The sequence below is a fragment of the Acidovorax radicis genome, from assembly GCF_020510705.1.
Lineage (GTDB): Bacteria > Pseudomonadota > Gammaproteobacteria > Burkholderiales > Burkholderiaceae_C > Acidovorax > Acidovorax radicis_A.
This window is the reverse complement of record NZ_CP075184.1, coordinates 840,179-858,078: the sequence shown is the minus strand read 5'-3', so window position 1 is coordinate 858,078 and position 17,900 is coordinate 840,179. Positions and strand designations below refer to the sequence as shown.

General features: G+C 66.6%; 15 protein-coding genes and 1 pseudogene. 11 read left to right on the top strand and 5 right to left on the bottom strand.

Annotation, left to right across the window (positions count from 1 at the left end; translation table 11 throughout):
• The first annotated feature begins 125 nt into the window (after nucleotides 1–125).
• A complete protein-coding gene (locus KI609_RS03845) occupies nucleotides 126–1,109 on the top strand; it encodes a Bug family tripartite tricarboxylate transporter substrate binding protein (protein ID WP_226447286.1) in 984 nt (327 codons plus the stop codon).
• 25 nt (nucleotides 1,110–1,134) lie between these two features.
• Complete coding sequence (locus tag KI609_RS03840) at nucleotides 1,135–3,240, top strand: acetoacetate--CoA ligase (protein ID WP_226447284.1); 2,106 nt, start codon at nucleotides 1,135–1,137, stop codon at nucleotides 3,238–3,240.
• A 128-nt stretch (nucleotides 3,241–3,368) separates the two neighbouring features.
• Here the strand turns inward: KI609_RS03840 and KI609_RS03835 are convergent.
• Nucleotides 3,369–3,629 (bottom strand): annotated as a pseudogene (locus tag KI609_RS03835) (23S rRNA (cytosine(1962)-C(5))-methyltransferase RlmI); the annotation flags it as partial.
• A 152-nt stretch (nucleotides 3,630–3,781) separates the two neighbouring features.
• Between KI609_RS03835 and KI609_RS03830 the strand changes: the two are divergent.
• Complete coding sequence (locus KI609_RS03830) at nucleotides 3,782–6,190, top strand: putative bifunctional diguanylate cyclase/phosphodiesterase (RefSeq protein WP_226447282.1); 2,409 nt, start codon at nucleotides 3,782–3,784, stop codon at nucleotides 6,188–6,190.
• An 86-nt stretch (nucleotides 6,191–6,276) separates the two neighbouring features.
• On the opposite strand, the gene KI609_RS03825 is transcribed toward KI609_RS03830, so the two are convergent.
• Genes KI609_RS03825 through dapF form a run of 3 tightly spaced genes read right to left on the bottom strand, consistent with a single transcriptional unit; the run spans nucleotide 6,277 to nucleotide 8,862 of the window.
• On the bottom strand, nucleotides 6,277–7,245 hold the full coding sequence (locus tag KI609_RS03825) for a tyrosine recombinase XerC (protein WP_226447280.1): 969 nt from the start codon (nucleotides 7,243–7,245) through the stop codon (nucleotides 6,277–6,279).
• 49 nt (nucleotides 7,246–7,294) lie between these two features.
• Nucleotides 7,295–7,984, bottom strand: a complete 690-nt coding sequence (locus KI609_RS03820; RefSeq protein WP_226447278.1) for a DUF484 family protein — start codon at nucleotides 7,982–7,984, stop codon at nucleotides 7,295–7,297.
• Nucleotides 7,981–8,862 carry a diaminopimelate epimerase gene (gene dapF / locus KI609_RS03815; RefSeq protein WP_226447276.1) on the bottom strand — a complete coding sequence of 294 codons (882 nt, stop codon included), beginning with the start codon at nucleotides 8,860–8,862 and terminating at the stop codon, nucleotides 7,981–7,983. The genes KI609_RS03820 and dapF overlap by 4 nt, the downstream gene beginning before the upstream one ends.
• A gap of 115 nt (nucleotides 8,863–8,977) precedes the next feature.
• Here dapF and KI609_RS03810 point away from each other — a divergent pair, with 115 nt between their 5' ends.
• Complete coding sequence (locus KI609_RS03810) at nucleotides 8,978–9,682, top strand: glutathione S-transferase N-terminal domain-containing protein (protein WP_226447274.1); 705 nt, start codon at nucleotides 8,978–8,980, stop codon at nucleotides 9,680–9,682.
• A 198-nt stretch (nucleotides 9,683–9,880) separates the two neighbouring features.
• Nucleotides 9,881–10,078, top strand: coding sequence for a hypothetical protein (locus KI609_RS03805; protein WP_226447272.1), 198 nt, complete (start codon nucleotides 9,881–9,883; stop codon nucleotides 10,076–10,078).
• Between the two features lie 24 nt (nucleotides 10,079–10,102).
• On the opposite strand, the gene KI609_RS03800 is transcribed toward KI609_RS03805, so the two are convergent.
• Nucleotides 10,103–10,987 (bottom strand): LysR family transcriptional regulator, encoded by an 885-nt coding sequence (locus tag KI609_RS03800; RefSeq protein ID WP_226447270.1) that lies wholly within the window; start codon nucleotides 10,985–10,987, stop codon nucleotides 10,103–10,105.
• A gap of 115 nt (nucleotides 10,988–11,102) precedes the next feature.
• Here KI609_RS03800 and KI609_RS03795 point away from each other — a divergent pair, with 115 nt between their 5' ends.
• From KI609_RS03795 to KI609_RS03770, 6 genes are all read left to right on the top strand, one after another.
• A complete protein-coding gene (locus tag KI609_RS03795; RefSeq protein WP_226447268.1) occupies nucleotides 11,103–12,305 on the top strand; it encodes an MFS transporter in 1,203 nt (400 codons plus the stop codon).
• A 47-nt stretch (nucleotides 12,306–12,352) separates the two neighbouring features.
• Nucleotides 12,353–13,180: a 2,5-didehydrogluconate reductase DkgB gene (dkgB, locus tag KI609_RS03790; RefSeq protein WP_226447266.1), complete on the top strand. Its 828-nt coding sequence runs from the start codon at nucleotides 12,353–12,355 to the stop codon at nucleotides 13,178–13,180.
• A gap of 78 nt (nucleotides 13,181–13,258) precedes the next feature.
• The gene (locus tag KI609_RS03785) at nucleotides 13,259–14,959 is read left to right on the top strand and encodes an MBL fold metallo-hydrolase (RefSeq protein ID WP_226447263.1); all 1,701 of its coding nucleotides are present in this window, start codon (nucleotides 13,259–13,261) and stop codon (nucleotides 14,957–14,959) included.
• Between the two features lie 30 nt (nucleotides 14,960–14,989).
• On the top strand, nucleotides 14,990–15,784 hold the full coding sequence (locus tag KI609_RS03780; RefSeq protein WP_226447261.1) for an rRNA pseudouridine synthase: 795 nt from the start codon (nucleotides 14,990–14,992) through the stop codon (nucleotides 15,782–15,784).
• 246 nt (nucleotides 15,785–16,030) lie between these two features.
• Nucleotides 16,031–16,279 carry a hypothetical protein gene (locus KI609_RS03775; RefSeq protein WP_226447259.1) on the top strand — a complete coding sequence of 83 codons (249 nt, stop codon included), beginning with the start codon at nucleotides 16,031–16,033 and terminating at the stop codon, nucleotides 16,277–16,279.
• A gap of 389 nt (nucleotides 16,280–16,668) precedes the next feature.
• Complete coding sequence (locus KI609_RS03770; protein ID WP_413463415.1) at nucleotides 16,669–17,895, top strand: YjgN family protein; 1,227 nt, start codon at nucleotides 16,669–16,671, stop codon at nucleotides 17,893–17,895.
• Nucleotides 17,896–17,900 lie beyond the last annotated feature (5 nt).

The window sequence follows — 17,900 nt, the reverse complement described above, 5'->3', positions numbered from 1 at the left end:
GGTTTTCCCCTAGGTCCGCAGCTTTGCGATACCCACCGCAGGAATTGGAAAGCAGCCCATGCGCCGTTGCGGCACAGTCGCACCGCACCCCATCGGTGGCACACCAAAAAATCAGGAGACAACACATGACAACCCGCCGACAGTTCGCTGTCCAACTCTCCAGCCTGGCCGCGCTGGGCACGGGCATCGTCCCTGCCGCACGCGCGCAGCAGCAGCCTGACCTGGCTCGCCTGCTGGTGGGCTTTCCGCCCGGGGGCAGCACCGACAACGTGGCCCGGCGCCTGGCCGAGAAACTGCGCGGCACCTACGCCGCCAACGTGCTCGTGGAGAACAAGCCCGGCGCGGGCACCCAGATTGCCGTGAGCACCCTCAAGGACGCCGTGCCTGACGGCACCACGCTGCTGCTGTCGCCGCCCTCCCCGTTTACCGTGTACCCCTACACCTATCGCAAGCTGCCCTACGCGCTGGAGGACGTGGCACCCGTGTCCATGGTCTGCACCTTCCCGTTTGCGCTGGCCGTAGGGTCGGCCGTGCCCGACAGCGTGCGCACACTGCAGGACTTTGTTGCCTGGGCCAAGGCCAACCCGGGCAAGGTCAGCTTCGGCTCGCCAGCTTCGGGCTCCACGCCGCACCTGGTGGGCAGCGTGCTGGGCAAGATGGCAGGCATCGACTTCACCCACATTGCCTACCGGGGCGATGCGCCGGGGCTGCAGGACCTGATGGGCGGCCAGATACCGGCGTATTCGACGGTGCTGGGCAGCTACCTGCCGCACCTCAAATCCGGCCGCCTGCGCCTGCTGGCCGTCTCGGGCACCGAACGCAGCGCCTTCGCACCCGACCTGCCCACCTACCGCGAGCAGGGCTTTGCGCTGGACATGACCGAATGGTTCGGTGTGTTTGTGCCCGCGCGCACACCTGCAGCCACCGTGCAGCGCGTTGCCGAGGCCGTGCGCGCTGCCGTGGCCCAGCCGGACTTCGTGCGCGGCCTGGCGGAATTCGGCATGACGGCGCGCTCGTCCACGTCACAAGAACTGGTCACACGGCTGCGCGCCGAGGCCGAGCAGTGGCGGGGGCACGTCAAAAGCATTGGCTTCACGGCGGACACCTGAGAAGAGAAGGCGAAAGAACCGTTTCATGACCACCCCGACAGCCTTGCCCCTGACAGCCTCGCCCCCTGTCGAAACCCCGGACACCCTGCTCTGGCAGCCCAGCGCCGCGCGCCGCGAGCGCGCCCTCATCACCGCCTTCGAGGGCTGGCTCGCGCGCGAGCGTGGCTTGCGCTTTGGCGGCTACGAAGCCCTGTGGCAGTGGTCGGTGGACGAACCCGAAGCGTTCTGGAGCGCGCTGCTGGCCTTCTTCGACGTGCCCATGGCCCAGGCCCCGCGCCGCATGCGTTCGGACGACCCCATGCCCGCCACCCAATGGTTCGAAGGCGCGCGCCTGAACCTGGTGGACACCGTGATGCGCCACGCAAACCCGGACTCGCCACTGCACACACCGGCCATCGTGTTCGAGGGCGAGTCCGGCGGCGCGGTCGATATCTCGTGGCCCGAACTGCGCCGCCAGGTGGGCGCGCTGGCGCACACGCTGCAGGCGCTGGGCGTGCAGCCGGGCGACCGCGTGGTGGGCTACCTGCCCAACATTCCGCAAGCGGTGGTGGCCTTTCTCGCAGCGGCCAGCATCGGCGCGGTGTGGGCGCTGTGCGCGCCCGACATGGGCCCCGTGAGCGTGGGCGACCGCTACCGCCAGATCGAGCCCAAAGTGCTGGTCGCCGTGGACGGCTACCGCTACGCGGGCAGGCCGTTTGACCGCCGCGCCGCGCTGGGCGACATTCTGGACCAGTTGCCCACGGTGAGCCATGTGGTCTGGGTGCCCTGCCTCGACCCGGCGGCAACGCCCCCGGCGCAGGCGCAGGCCCGCACCGTGGTGCCCTGGGCCGAGGCGGTGGCGGGCAACGCCCCGCTGCAACCCGTGGCGCTAGCGCCCGACCATCCGCTGTGGACGCTGTATTCGTCCGGCACCACGGGCCTGCCCAAGGCCATCGTGCACGGCCACGGCGGCGTGCTGGCCAACAGCCTGGCGACCATGGTGCTGCACAACGACCTGCACCCCGGCGACCGCGTGCTGTGGGCGGTCAACACCTCATGGATGGTCTGGAACGCGCACGTCATGGGCCTGCTGGGCGGCGCCACCATCGTGCTGTACGACGGCTCCGTCACCGGTGCAGGCGGCGCGGGCGCCGAGCCCGACTGGGCGCACCTGTGGCGCCTGGTGGGCCGCCTGCGCGTGACCACCTTCGGCGTGGGCGCCGCCATCCACCACGCCTGCCTGAAGGCGGGTGTGGTGCCCCGGCAGGAGGCAGACCTGTCGGCCCTGCACACCGTGTGCTCCACCGGATCGCCGCTGTCGCCCGAGGCCTACCGCTGGCTCTACCGCGAGGTCAAGGACGACTTCTGGCTCAACGTGGTGTCCGGCGGCACCGACATTGCCGGGGGCTTCCTGGTGGGGCTGCCCACGCTGCCCGTGCGCCTGGGCGAGATGCAATGCCGCGCGCTGGGCGCCAGCGTGCACGCCTGGAACGACGCGGGCCAGCCGGTGATGGACGCAGTGGGCGAGCTGGTCTGCACCCGCCCCCTCCCATCGATGCCGCTGTACTTCTGGGGCGACGCCGACGGCACGCGCTACAAAGAGAGCTACTTCGACACCTTTCACGACGCCGAACAGCGCCCCGTGTGGCGCCAGGGCGACTGGCTGCGGCTGGTGGCCCGACCCGAGGCCGTGGGCGGCATCATCTACGGCCGCTCGGACGCCACCATCAACCGCCAGGGCGTGCGCATGGGCACGGCCGAGCTGTACCGCGTGGTCGAAGGGCTGGACGATGTGCTCGACAGCCTGGTGGTGGATCTGGAATACCTGGGCCGCCCGCCGTACCTGGCGCTGTTCGTGCAATTGCGCGCAGGCGCCACGCTCGACGAGCCACTGCGCCAGCGCATCGGCCAGGCGCTGCGCAGCGCGCTGTCGGTGCGCCATGTGCCCGATGAGATCCTGCAGGTGCCGGTGATCCCCAAGACCATCACGGGCAAGAAGCTGGAGCTGCCCATCAAGAAGCTGCTGCTGGGCCACCCGGCCGAGCGGGTGCTCAACCGCGACGCACTGGCGCAGCCCGACAGCATCGACTGGTTTGTGCAGTTCGCTGACGACTACCTGGCACGCACAGCGCCATCCGAACTACAAAATTGATAGCTGCTAGCGCTTTATGGACAATCGATAGAGGTCAAAAACACCTAATTTTCCACATACCTCAGACGCCTCTCTTCCCCACCCGTTCGGGCTGAGCCCGAACGGGTGGCGTGGTATCAAGGCAAATAGCTATTAAGGCCAAATTGGCCTCTGGCGCTTACAGCATGAGCGCAAGCAGCTATAAAAAACGAAGCATCGCTGTGCTGCACCTCGCCACAACGCCAGGCCCACGCGCAGATGCCCGATGCCGGGCTGAACGCAGCCCCGCCCAGAAACGGGCCGTCATGCGAGTCCCCCCGCACCGTCTCACCGCTGTCGCCACCGTCGCTACCGTCGCCGCAGCCTTTGGCGATGGCTGATTCAAAAATCCAGGGGTGGCGGCGCAGCAGTGGCGTGCACGGGGCGTTGTGGTGTGGTGGCCGACCTGGCTGGCGTGGCTGGCGGCTCACGGTCGCACCCCAAACCGTGCACAATGATTAAAAGTAATTTTTTGTATTTGCACGCCTCTGGATGCATGACGACGCACCGAGCGATCTGACCGGTGCGACGGCCGAGCCCTCATTCACAAGACCGCATAGCAGCACATCGCAACCCGAGGCTCCAATCCACGCGCCTGCAAAAGTGGCTGGCGCCCTACGAAGCTGACGAGCCACTGGCCGCCACTTTTCGTGCCCAGCAACTGCAGGCCGTACTGCGCCTGACGCCGCTGGCAATGGCGGTGAAAATCTTCAACGGCGCCATCCTCGTCTACCAATTGGCGGCGCACGCCCCCTGGCTCTGGCTCTGGCTCTGGCTCTGGATGCTGGCGCTGATCTTTGTGGCCGCACAGGGCACGCGGGCATGGATGCGCGCGCGGGGCAGTGCCCCCCGGCGAATGGCATCGACCAAAGCCATCCGCCGGGCAGCACGCCACGCGGGTATGCTGGGCGCGCTGTGGGGAACCATCCCTGCGGTGCTGCTCGCATCGGTTGCCCCACAGCGCCAGATGGTGATCCTGGCCATCAGCTGCGGGATGACCTGCGCGGGCGGTTTTGCGCTGGTCACCGTGCCCGAGGCCGCCATCAGCTACGTGCTGCTGCTGGGCCTGGGGTCGGCCATCGGGCTGGCACAGGCGGCCAGCCAGCCGGGCATGCTGACCCTCCTCTGTCTGCTCATGGCCTATGCGCTGATAGTGATTGCATCCGTGCGTGTCGTGGCCCGCTCCTATGGCTCGCGGCTGACCGCCGAGGCGCAGGCCGCACACCAGGAGCAGATCGTGGGCCTGCTGCTGCGTGACTTTGAAGAAAACACCAGCGACTTCCTGTGGGAAGTGTCCAACACCGGCGCCCTGCTGCATTCCTCGACCCGGCTCGACAAAGCCCTGCGCTACGACCGTCAAACCGACCCTGAGCTTGGCCTGGTGGCACTGCTTGCCCGTACCCACGCGGGCACCGTGCTCGACGGCGTAGACCCTGCCCCCTATCTGCAAACGCTGCAGACGGCGCTGCAGGGCACACAACCGTTTCGCGACCTGCTGGTGCTGGTCGTCATCGACGGCCGCCTGCGTTGGTGGGCGCTCACAGCCAAACCCGTGGTGCGGCTAGGCCACACGCTGCCGGACTGGCGCGGCGTGGGTGTCGACATCACGCAAAAGAAACACGCCGAAGACGAGAGGCACCGGCTGGCACATTTCGACGTGCTGACCGGGCTGGCCAATCGCCGCCACTTTCAGCTCCGGCTGCAGCAGCAATGTGCGCGGGAAGATGCGGGCGCAGGGGCTGCGGCGCTGCTGTGCCTGGACATGGACAACTTCAAACGCGTCAACGACGCATACGGCCATGGCAACGGCGACCTGCTGCTCAAAGCCGTGGCCCAGCGCATGGCGCAGGTCATTCGTGGCCGCGACCTGGTGGCCCGGCTGGGGGGCGACGAGTTCGCCATCGTGCTCGACGGCGCCAGCACCCGCGAGGAGGTGCAAGTGTTTTGCGACCGCTTGCTGCGCACCATTGAGCAGCCCTGCGATCTGGCAGGCGTCTCCATCACGCCCCAGCTCAGCATCGGCATCGCTTTTTTGCCACGCGACGGCAACCATGTGGACGCCCTGCTGCACCACGCCGACCTGGCGCTGTACGAGGCCAAGGTGCGCGGGCGGGGTCACGCCCAGTTCTTCTCGGCAGAGATGGACCAGCGCGCCCAACGACGCATTGCGCTCGAAGACGGGTTGCGCAGCGCCCTGGCTCAGGGCCAGTTGCACCTGGTGTACCAACCGCAGTGGCTGCTCGACTCGGGCCGCATCGCGGGGGTCGAGGCCCTGCTGCGCTGGACCAGTGAACGCTTTGGCAACGTGTCGCCCGCAGAGTTCATCCCCGTGGCCGAAGAGGCTGGGTTGATTCGGGACATCGGGTTGTGGGTGCTGGAGACCGCCTGCATGGCCGCGCACCAGCTGCCAGCCGACCTGGTGGTCTCGGTCAACCTGTCGGTGTGCCAGTTCGACGACGCCCAGCTGGCCGACAAAATCTTGCAGGTGACCGAGCGCTGCGGCCTGCCCCCCAAACGCCTGGAGCTGGAGATCACCGAGTCGGTGTTTTTGCAGGACACCGACGACGTGATGGCCACGCTGCACCGGCTGCGCCAGGCCGGGGTGCGCATTGCGCTGGATGATTTCGGCACCGGCTATTCGTCATTGGCTTATCTGCGCAGTTTTCCGTTCGACCGGCTCAAGATCGACCGCTCGTTCATCGCCCCCATGGAGAGCAGCCCCGAATCGGAGGCCATCGTGCAGTCGGTGATCACGCTGGCCCAGGGCCTGCACATGGAGACCACCGCAGAAGGCATCGAGACGGTCGAACAAGCGCAGCTACTGCAGACGCTGGGTTGCGTGATGGGCCAGGGTTTTTACTTTGCCCGGCCGCTCGATCTGGCAACCGTGAAGGCCTTTATCGCCGCACACCCGCCCGCCACGACACCTTGACGGGCATCTGGCCGCCTTTCGTTTTTTCCATCGCGCGGGGCGGCCCCAAGTGCCCCCCCAACAAACAGCGGCAGGCGCGCGTGGGGTCAATCCGGCTTCTTCCGCGCACGCGGATGCGCCGCGTCATACACCTTGGCCAGGTGCTGAAAATCGAGCCGTGTGTACACCTGCGTGGTGGTGATGTTGGCGTGGCCCAGCAACTCCTGCACCGCGCGCAGGTCGCCACTGCTTTGCAGCAGGTGGCTGGCAAACGAGTGGCGCAGCATGTGCGGGTGCACGGGCGTGGTCAGCCCCGCCTGCTGGCTGCGCTGGCGCAGGCGCAGCCAGATCGACTGCGCCGTGAGCCGGGCGCCGCGCTGGCCCACGAACAGCGCCGCATCCAGCCGTGCGGAGCCCTCCCCGCCGAAAGGCGTCGCGCGCAGCGCGAGCCACGTTTGCAGCGCCTGGGTGGCAGCGCGGCCCACCGGCACGCTGCGCCGTTTGCTGCCTTTACCAAAAACGTGGGCCTCGCCGGCGTCCAGATCCACCCAGCCCCGGCCCAGGCGCTGGGTGTCGGCACTGGGAACGGCATCCAGCCCGGCCAGCTCACCCACCCGCAGGCCACAGCCATACAGCAGCTCGACCATGGCCGCATCGCGTGCCTCCAGCCACGGGTCGGCGCCCGTATTGTCAAACTCGGCCAGGCGCACGGCGTCGTCCACGCCCAGCGCCTTGGGCAAGGGCTTGGGCGCTTTGGGAGCGCGCACATCCTGCACCGGGTTGTGGGGAATCAGCCCTTGCCGCCCGGCCCAGGTGAAAAAACCGCGCCAGCCCGAGAGGATGAGCGCAATGCCCCGTCCGCTGCGCCCGCCGCTGTGCATCTGCGCCACGAAACGGCGGATGTGCGCGGTCTGCAGTTGCAGCAGCGGCACATGCACGCCGTCCGCAAACTGCGCGAGCTTTTCAAGGTCCAGGGTGTAGAGCGTGAGCGTGCGCGCCGCCAGCCGCTTTTCGACGCGCACATGCTCCAGGTAGCGCAGGACGTGCGGGTCGAGCGTGGTGGGCGTTTCAGACATTTGCCGTGGCCGATCCGCCGCCGTGTTGGTGCTGGTGCTGGCTCGCGGGCTACTTCAGCCGCAGCAGTGCGGCACTGGCGAGTTCTGCCATGCGCGACAGAAAATCGGTGCCCATCGTGGCATCAAAACGCTGTGGGTCTTGCGAGCCCAGCACCAAGAGGCCAAATGCGGGCGTGGCGCTGTCGATGGCGCCTTCGCGCAGTGGCAGCAGGGCCAGCGACTGGGCGGGTTCGCCCGCCTCGCTGGCCAGCCAGCCTGCGGGCTCGAAGCCCAGGTTGGGGCCGCAGAACGGCATGGTCAGCGACGAAGCGAACGCGCGCGCATCCTCGCTGGCCCCCTGGGTAAAGTCGGCGTCGATGTACGGAGCGGCCACCTCCCACACACGCACCGCAGCCTGGGGCACGTCGAACAGGGTGCGCACGCCATCGATCACGGCCTGGGGCAGGTCGAACGGGTCGCGCACCAGCAGCAGCGCGCTCGTCCACTGGTGCACCTTCTGGGCAATCGCTGCGTTGTCGGTGCTGTTGCGCACCATTTCCATGACGCGCTGCTCCAGCCCCTTGATCTTCTCGCGCAGCATCTCGGCCTGGCGCTCTTGCAGGCTCACGGCGCGCGCCCCATGCGGGCTGGTGATCTGCACGCTGGCCAGCACCTCGGCATGGCGCTCAAAGAAACCTGGCGTGTGGGTCAGGAACTGGGCGATGTCTTCTTCGGTGATCGGAGGGATGTGGGAGGTCATAAGAGGTTGTCAGGAATGTCGATCTGGCCTTCAAACACCGTGGTGGCGGGGCCAGTCATGAAAACAGAATCGGTGTCGGCACCACTCCAGGCAATGGTGAGGCGGCCGCCGCGCGTGTCCACCTGAACCTCGGTGTCCAGCAAGCCCAGGCGGATGCCCGACGCCACGGCCGCGCAGGCGCCTGTGCCACAGGCCAGGGTTTCGCCCGCGCCGCGCTCAAACACGCGCAGCCGCACATGGGTGCGGTCCACGATCTGCAGATAGCCCGCGTTCACGCGCTGCGGAAAACGCACATGGCGCTCGATCAGCGGACCCGTCTGCGCGACCGCAGCCGTGTCCACATCGTCCACCAGTTGCACGGCGTGGGGGTTGCCCATGGAAGCAACCACTACCAAAACAGGAGCTACTCCCGCTTGCTTATCAAGCGCCAGGGGCCACTTTTGCCCCAAACCCTGCTGTACGGGTGTGAGACCGGCGGTATCAAACGGCACCTTGGCCGGGTCAAACTCGGGGCGGCCCATGTCCACCGTGACACGGCCGTCACCCGTGAGGCGGGGCGCAATCACGCCGCTTTTGGTCTGTACGCGGAGGGTGTCCTTGCGCGACAGGCTCCGGTCGTGCACAAATCGCGCAAAGCAGCGCGCGCCGTTGCCACACTGCTCCACCTCGCCGCCATCGGCGTTGTGGATCACGTATTCAAAATCGATGCCCTCACCCGGCGAGGGCCGCACGGTGAGGATCTGGTCGGCCCCGACACCGAAGTGTCGGTCTGCCAGGAAACGGTATTGGGCCGTGCTCAGCCCCAGACGGCCCTGGGTTTCGTCGAGCACCACGAAATCGTTGCCCGCGCCTTGCATTTTGGTAAAGCGAATCTGCATCCGCCAGATTATCGTCGGTGGTGCCCCAATAACCTCAGACTGCGCCGGTTTCACCGCCCTATTAGGCTTGCGCTCTTTTGGCGCCGCTGTGGCCGCCACCAGCAAGGACTCTTCCATGCCCGATCTCTCCGCGTTCCCCATCACCCACAAATGGCCCGCCCAGCACCCCGATCGCCTGCAGCTGTATTCGCTGCCCACGCCCAACGGCGTGAAGGTGTCGATCGCGCTCGAAGAACTGGGCCTACCCTACGAGCCGCACCTGGTGAGCTTTGACACCAACGACCAGACCTCGCCCGAATTCCTGTCGCTCAACCCCAACAACAAGATCCCCGCCATCCTCGACCCCAACGGCCCGGGCGGCCAGCCGCTGGCGCTGTTCGAATCCGGCGCCATCCTGCTGTACCTGGCCGACAAGACCGGCCAGCTGATCCCCCCGGATGCCGCCGCGCGCTTCGAAACCATCCAGTGGCTGATGTGGCAGATGGGCGGCGTGGGGCCCATGTTTGGCCAGCTCGGGTTCTTTCACAAGTTTGCGGGCAAGGACTTTGAGGACAAGCGCCCGCGCGACCGCTACGTGGCCGAATCGCGGCGCCTGCTGGGTGTGCTGAACCAGCGCGTGCAGGGCCGCCAGTGGGTGATGGGCGACACCTACACCATTGCCGACATCGCCATCTGGCCCTGGGTGCGCAACCTGGTGGGGTTTTACGAGGCGCGCGATCTTGTGGGCTTTGATGCCTTCCCCGAAGTGCAGCGCGTGCTGGCGGCCTTCGTGGCACGCCCTGCCGTGGCCAAGGGTCTGGCCATTCCGGCACGGGGCTGACCAGCGGTTTTGTCGCCCGGCCGCCCCAAGACAAAAGCCGGCTCCCTCGGGGCGCAGCGGTTCGTAAAGCGGCAGAGCGGCATAGCGGCGGCGCGTAGGGCCCACTTTTTTGCCTGCCTTTGATGTCGATCAGGCAGGCCGATGGGCATGCGGCGCACCGGCACCTACCATGGCGCTTCACAAAAGGAGGGGTGCCCCATGGGATTGACCGTCGAAGTGCTTGATCAGTTGGAGGTGTGCAACCCCCAGGCAGCCGCCAACGCCGCGCTGAAAGAGAACAGCGCCATCGCGCTGATCGAATTGCTGGAAATTTTGTGGACTTGTGGGCTGGAGAGCGCCAACACGGTGATCGACGCCACACTGCTGCGCCTGCAACAGCTGCGCGCCATGCGCTGAGGGGCCGCAGCGCAACAAGGCCGCTCAACCCATGCGCTGCTGCAAAAAATCCAGAAAACAGGCAATGCGCGCCGCCAGCTGCGTGTTGCGGTAATACACCGCGCTGATGGGCTGGCGCACGTCCACCGTGTCTTTGGCCAGCACCTGCACCAGGTCACCCCGCGCGCGGTCGGCGGTGGTCATGAAGTCTGACAGGCACACCATGCCCACGCCCTGCAGCGCCAGCTGGCGCAGGGTTTCGCCGCTCGATGCCGTGATCTGCGGCGCCACCGGCCATTCATCCCCATGGGTGCCGCGCAGCGGCCAGCGGTTGAGCGACTCGGGCTGTGTGAAGCCCAGCAGCGTGTGCCGCGCCAGGTCCTGCACGGCCCGGGGCTTGCCCTGGGCCTCCAGGTACGCGGGGCTGGCCAGCACGCGGATGCGGCTGGTGCACAGCGGCCGTGCATGCAGGGTGGAGTCGCGCAGATGGCCGATGCGGATGGCCACGTCGGTGCGGCGCTCCAGCAGGTCGATGTTGAGTTCGTCGGTGTCCAGCTCCAGCGTGATCTGCGGGTAGGCCTTGCGAAACGCGGGCACCAGCGGCACCACCGCATGCAGCATGAAGGGCGTGGCCGCGTTCACACGCAGGCGGCCTGCGGGCTGCTGGCGGCGCGCGGCCATGTGCTCTTCGGCGTCGTCGATGGACGCGAGGATGGCGCGCGTGCGCTGCAGGAAGGCGTACCCCTCTTCCGTCAACTCGGTGCGGCGCGTGGTGCGGCGCAGCAGTGTGGTGTCGAGCTTTGTTTCCAGCCGCGCCAGTGCCCGGCTGACGCCCGAGACCGTCTGGCCCAGCGCGTCAGCCGCCGCCGTGATGGAGCCGCCATCCACCACGGCCACAAAGGCCTGCAACTCTTCCAGCGTGGTTTTCATCAATGCCCCGGCGTTCTCATTGTTGATTTCAAATCAATTATCAATGGATTACAACCGTCTTTTTCTGCAAGACTGAAGCGCCCACACTCCGTCCCATGTTCACAGGAGTGTTTCCATGCCCATTGCCTTGCTCGCGCTGACGCTCAGCGCTTTTGCCATCGGCACGACCGAGTTCGTGATCGTTGGCCTGCTGCCCACCGTGGCGGCGGATCTGTCCATCACCATCCCCTCGGCGGGCCTGCTGGTCAGCCTGTATGCGCTGGGTGTCGCCATCGGCGCGCCGGTGCTCACGGCCCTCACCGGCAAGCTGCCGCGCAAGGCGCTGCTGCTGTCGCTGATGGCGCTGTTCACGGTGGGCAACCTGCTGGCCTGGCAGGCGCCCAGCTACGAGACGCTGGTGGCCGCGCGCATCCTCACCGGCCTGGCGCACGGTGTGTTCTTCTCCATCGGCTCGACCATCGCCACCGGCCTGGTGCCGCGCGAGAAGGCCGCCAGCGCCATTGCGATCATGTTCACCGGCCTCACCGTGGCCCTGGTCACCGGCGTGCCGCTGGGCACCTTCATCGGCCAGCACTTTGGCTGGCGCGAGACCTTTCTGGCCGTGTCGGCCCTGGGCGTGGTGGCCTTGATCGGCAGCGCCATCTTTGTGCCGCGCCACATCGCCCACACACCGCCCGCCTCGCTGCTGCAGCAGGCGAAGGTGCTGGCCGAACCGCGCCTGCTGCTGGTGTATGCCAAGACAGCCATCGGCTACGGCGGCACGTTCATCCCATTCACTTTTCTCGCGTCCATCCTCACCGACATCTCAGGCTTCAGCGCAGGCGCGGTGGGCTGGGTGATGCTGGTGTACGGCGTGTCGGTGGCCGTGGGCAACCTCTGGGGCGGCCGGCTGGCCGACCGGCTGGGGCCCATCCCGGCGCTGCGCATCATCTTTGCGCTGCTGGCTGCTGTGTTGTTGTTGCTGCAGTTCACCGCGCCCTACCCCTGGCTGGCGGTAGGCACCGTGCTGCTGTGGGGCGCCGTGGCGTTTGGCAATGTGCCGGGGCTGCAGGTGTATGTGGTCAAGCAGGCCGAGCGCTTCACGCCGCAGGCGGTGGACGTGGCCTCGGGCCTGAACATCGCCGCCTTCAATGTGGGCATTGCGGGCGCCGCCTGGGCCGGTGGCCTGATCGTGACGCACCTGGGCCTGCAACACACGCCCTGGATCGGCGCCCTGGTGGTGCTGGTGTCGCTGGCCCTCACGCAGTGGAGCGGCGTGCTCGACCGGCGCAGCGGCATCCCCGTGCGCTCAGCGGGCCCGGTGCCCGTGGGGCACTGAGCCCTCCCCCACACCTCTCCTTCTTTCTTTTCGTTGCTGGAACCGCCATGACTTCTTCCACCCCTTCTTCTCCCCTCCTCCCCGCCTTCGGCGTCGGCACCTTTCGCCTCAAGGACCAGGTCGCCATCGACTCCGTGCGCAACGCCCTCGACCTGGGGTACCGCGCCATCGATACGGCGCAGATCTATGGCAACGAAGCCGCCGTCGGCCAGGCCATTGCTGACAGCGGCGTGCCGCGCGGTGAACTGTTCATCACCACCAAGGTCTGGACCGAGCACCTGGCAGGTGACAAGCTCATCCCCAGCCTCAAAGACAGCCTGACAAAACTGCGCACAGACCATGTTGACCTCACACTGATCCACTGGCCCTCACCCGGCGGCGCGGTGCCCGTGGCCGAGTTCATGGGCGCGCTGGCCGAGGCCCGAGCCCTGGGCCTGACGCGGCAGATCGGCGTGTCAAACTTCAACATCGCCCTGCTGCGCGAAGCCATTGCCGCCGTGGGGGCGGGGGCCATCGCCACGCACCAGATTGAGCTGCACCCCTACTTGCAAAACCACGCCGTGGCGGAGTTCGCGCGCAGCCAGGGCATTCACACCACGTCGTACATGACGCTGGCTTATGGCAAGGTGCTGGCTGACCCGGTTGTGCAAGCCATCGCCCAGGCCCACGGTGCCACGCCCGCGCAGGTGGCGCTGGCCTGGGCCCTGCAACTGGGTTACGCCGTGATTCCGTCGTCCACCCAGCGGGACCACCTGGCCAGCAACCTGAAGGCCCGGCAACTGCGGCTGTCAGACACCGACCTGGCACAAATCGCGGCGCTGGACCGTGGCGAGCGCCTGGTCAACCCCGAAGGCCTGGCACCTGCCTGGGACTGAGACCGTGAACCCGTTCTGAGAACGGTGCTTGCCCATATTGGCAAGCACCGCGCCTTGCAGCTCCTCGATAATGGGCCGATGCCCCGCATCACCCAACAACTGCACCCCCACCGCGAACCCGTAGCCACCCGCCCCGCCGCCACCGTGCTGCTGCTGCGCGATGCGGCAGGCACACCAGCAGGCTTGGGCGGCGGGCTCGAAGTCTTGATGACCCGGCGCTCGGACAAGGCCAGCTTTGCGCCCGGCGCCTATGTGTTCCCCGGCGGCGGCATCGATGCGCTCGATGCCGCGCCCGCCACACACGCCACCGCCGACCGCCGCCCCGCGCAAAGCGACCTGCACCTCACCCAGGCCATCGCCGCCATCCGCGAGAGCTTCGAGGAGCTGGGCATCCTGCTGGCCCGCCATGCAGACGGCCGCATGGCGAACGCGGCGGACATCGCCGCCATCGACCGCCACCAGCCGTTTGCCGCGCAGTGCCAGGCGCGCGGCCTGCGCCTGGCGGCCGACAGCGTGTACCTGCTGGCCCACTGGACGGCCGACCGCGACCTGGCGCGCCGCTTTGAGGTGCCGTTCCTCGTGGCCCGCATGCCCGAGGGCCAGGAGCCCGTGGCCGATGAATCCGAACAGTTCGAGCCCGTGTGGGTGCGACCTGCCGATGCGCTGGCGCGGCACGACGCCGGGCAGTTCTTCATGATCTTCCCCACCATCCGCACGCTGCAGCGCCTGGCAAAATTCGCCAGCACCCAGGCGGTGCTGGACGCGGTGGCGCACGAGCAGCCGCTGTGGGTGAGCTGCCCGCGCGCAGGCCTCCTGGCGGGCAAGGAAGCGCGCTACATGGAAGATGAAACGCCCTTTGGCGAACTGGCGCTGGTGTGCCCCGACGGGCAGATCGTGCACCCGCTGGACTGGCAGACCGAACGCCCCGTGCCCCTGCTGCGCAACCTGCAGCGCCTCACCGCGCCCAACCCCGGTGTGATGACCGGCCCCGGCACCAACAGCTACCTGGTGGGCGGCCCGTCCACGGGCTTCATCGCCATCGACCCGGGCCCGGCCGATGCCGAGCACCTGGACAAGCTCTGGCGCGCCGCCGGGGGCGACATCCGCATGATCGTGTGCACCCATTCGCACCCCGACCACTCGCCAGGCGCCGCGCCACTGCAGGCGATGTGCGTGCAGGCGGGCAAACCCAGGCCGCCCATCCTGGGCCTGCCATCGGCCCCCACGGCCCGCGCCGCCAGCCAGTTCACGCCCGACCGGCCGCTACAAAATAATGAGCCGCTTGCGCTTGCTGGACAAGCGCCAGAGGGCAAAATCACCCACACCCTGCAGGTCATCCACACCCCCGGCCATGCGGCCAACCACCTGTGCCTCTTGCTGGTGGAAGACGCCCTGCTGTTCAGTGGCGACCACATCCTGAACGGCAGCACCACCGTGATCGACCCGCCCGACGGCAACATGGCCGACTACCTCGACTCGCTCGACCGGCTCGATGCCGTGTGCGCTGAACACGGCGTGGAGTTCATCCTGCCCGCGCATGGCTATGTGCTGGGAGGCCCGGTCAACGGGGCGCGCGGCGCCATCGCCAAGCTCAAGGCCCACCGCCTGGCGCGCGAGGCCAAGGTGCTGGCCGCCATGCAGGCACTGCCCCAGGGCAGCATTCAAGAGTGGGTGCAGCACGCGTATGACGACGTGCCGCCGCGCATGTGGCCCGTGGCGCAGCGCTCGCTGCTGGCGCATGTAGAGCGCATCCGCTCTCTACAACCTGGCAATAACTGAACAACAAGAACACCCAACCGCATTCATTCAATGACCGACAAGAACCCTGACCCCACCCACATCCGCCTGGCCAAACGCGTGGCCGACCAACTGAGCTGCTCGCGCAGCACGGCCGAGCAATTCATCGAAGGCGGCTTTGTGAGCGTGGACGGCCAGGTGGAAGAAGCCCCCGGCACCCGCGTGCGCCCCGACCAGGCCGTGACCGTGGCACAAGACGCCAGCCTGCTGGAGCTGACACCGGTGACGCTGCTGCTGCACAAGCCGGTGGGGTTTGAAGCCGGCCTGGGCCTGCCCAGCGCACCCACAGGGCAAGCGGCCCACGCCAGCCGCAGCCAGGGCGCGCAACAGGCGCTCACGCTGCTCAATGCCGCGTCCCACCTGGCCGAAGACGCCTCGGGCATCCGCGTGCTGCAGCGCCACTTCAAGCAGCTCGAATGCTTCACGCCGCTGCCCACCGAGGCCAGCGGCCTGGTGGTCTACACGCAAGACAAGCGCATCGCGCGCAAGCTGGCCGAAGACATCGAGTCGCTGGAGCAGGAGTGCACCGTCGAGGTCAAGGGCGACATCGCGCCGAATGGCCTGCAGCGCCTGTGCCACGGCCTCACGTTCAACGGCCGCCCGCTGCCGCCCATCAAGGTAAGCTGGCAAAGCGAGACCAAGCTGCGTTTTGCGCTCAAGGGCATCCGCCCGGGCCAGATCCCTGCCATGTGCGACGCCGTGGGCCTGCAGGTAGTGGCCATCAAACGCATCCGCATCGGCCGCGTGCCGCTGGCCAAGGTGCCCGAGGGGCAGTGGCGCTATCTGCAGCCGTGGGAGAAGTTCTGAGAGGATGTTGAGCGGCTGCCTGGGCCACCCTAAAACCGATATATACGCGATCGGCAGCGTGCCCTTCGCACAGGCTGACATCACTCTCGTGTTCCGTTTCTCATCTCATGAGATCGCCGCGGAGGCGCCCGTTGATCTTTGACGGGACAGCGGCCCAGGGCCAAGTTCTCTCCCCCCCACAGCTGGCCGCTAACATCGGCTGTCGGAGCACAAGATCAACAACACAAGAAGGCAGGAGACATGACCATGAATGACATCACCAAGGAAGAACTCAAAAGCATCGTTTTTGTGACAGCTGTCAATGAGTGCGAAATGAGCGACCAAGTTCAGGTTCCTATTGAAGCCTTCGATGCAAACACGTATCGGCACTTCCTCAACGTGGCGTTGTCAAAGAGAGCGAAAGCCGACCATGAAGGCGCCCCTGGAGGAGGGGCAAAAAGCGTGGCCGATCTCACCGAGGCAATCAAGCACCTCGATCACATTCTTTCGAAGTAATCGGGAAGGTGGCGCGGCATCTTGCCGCAGCACCACGGCGAAAATCATTGTGTTTTTATATCCGTCACCCCGTCAATCAGCGCAGCGTTGTCGACTGCTCAATAATGCCGCCGCTGGCAGTTTCTGCTGGTTGCGTAACCCGGCGAATCCGCATAGGAATGTGCGCATGAAAAAACGAGATTGAGGCGCGAGAAACGCCTCCCCAGACGTTTCGTTCAGCGCCCTTCGCAGCGCATGCACGCTCCTTAATGCATAGCTATCAGCGATTGATACATAAGCGCTAGAGCCCTATTTGATTAAAAAAATGGGGGACTTCCCCGCTGCTACACTGCGCAGCACTCTGGAGGGAGTTCATGAACCAACAACAGTCCAATCGCCTGGAGGGGCCCATGTCCACCTTCATGCCGCAAACCATCGACGCCTACCCGCTCGAATTCACCGGCAGCGGGGGCGAATATTTCCGTGTCTGGATCGTCAACGTGCTGCTCAGCATCGTCACGCTGGGCTTTTACACGCCCTGGGCGCGGCGGCGCACGGCGCAGTATTTCTACAGCCACACGCTGGTGGCGGGCAGCCCGCTCGAATTCACCGCGCAGCAGCGCCGCATGGTGATGGGGTTTGTACTGCTGGTGCTCATCACGCTGGCCTACAACATCGCAGTCCGCACCGGGCAAGACACGGCGGTGGGGCTTTTCTTGCTAGGCGGCGCCGTGCTGGCCCCCTTCATCTGGGCCAGCGCCATGCGGTTTCGGCTGGGTGCCACGCGCTGGCGCGGCCTGCGCCTGCAGTTCACTGCGGGCTGGAAAGAGGTCTATCTGGCCAGCTGGCCGGTGTTTGCACTGGCCCTGGTGTGGTTTGGCGTGTTTTTTGGCATGCAGATGTTGTCGCCCGAGGTGGCCAATGCGCTGCAGGCCGCTGAGGAAGAAGTCCGCAAGCCGCGTATGCCCACCTTCACGGCCGCCATGGCGGGCCTGCTGGTGCTGGGCCTGGTGCTCACGGTGTTGTGTGTCATTCGCCTCGAATACAACTACAAAAGCCTGCTGGTGCTGCGCGCGCAGGTGGGCGCCGAACGGGGCCGCTGGAAGCCGGTGTACATGGATTTCGTGAAGGTGTGGCTGGCCACCGTGGCGGTGTTTGTCGCGACGGTGGTGGCCGTCTGGGCACTGGTTTTCGTCCTGGCGGGCAGCTCCATCGCGATGGCCGTTGCCTCCAGCAAAAGCTTGGGGCTGTGGATGGTAGTCATCCTCATCGCCGCGTTCGTCGGCGGTGTTTTTCTGATGTTCCTGGCGTCGGCACCCGCCCGCGCCTACCGCGAGGCCCGCATGTTCCAGCTGATGTGGAACAACATTGGCGTGAGCCATCTGGCGCGCTTCAAATGCCACTTGCCCAGCGGCCGCTACGTGTGGCTGCGCATCAAGAACATGCTGCTCACCCTGGTCACCCTGGGCCTGTATCGCCCGTTTGCGCGGGTCAGCGAATACCGCATGAAGGTGGAATCCGTCACGCTGCACGTCAAGGGCGGCGTGGAGCAGGTGGCAGGCGTCATGGTGCGCCAGCAGCAAGGGGGCCTGGGCGATGCCCTGGCGGATGCTGCTGGCCTCGACCTGATCGGATGACACAC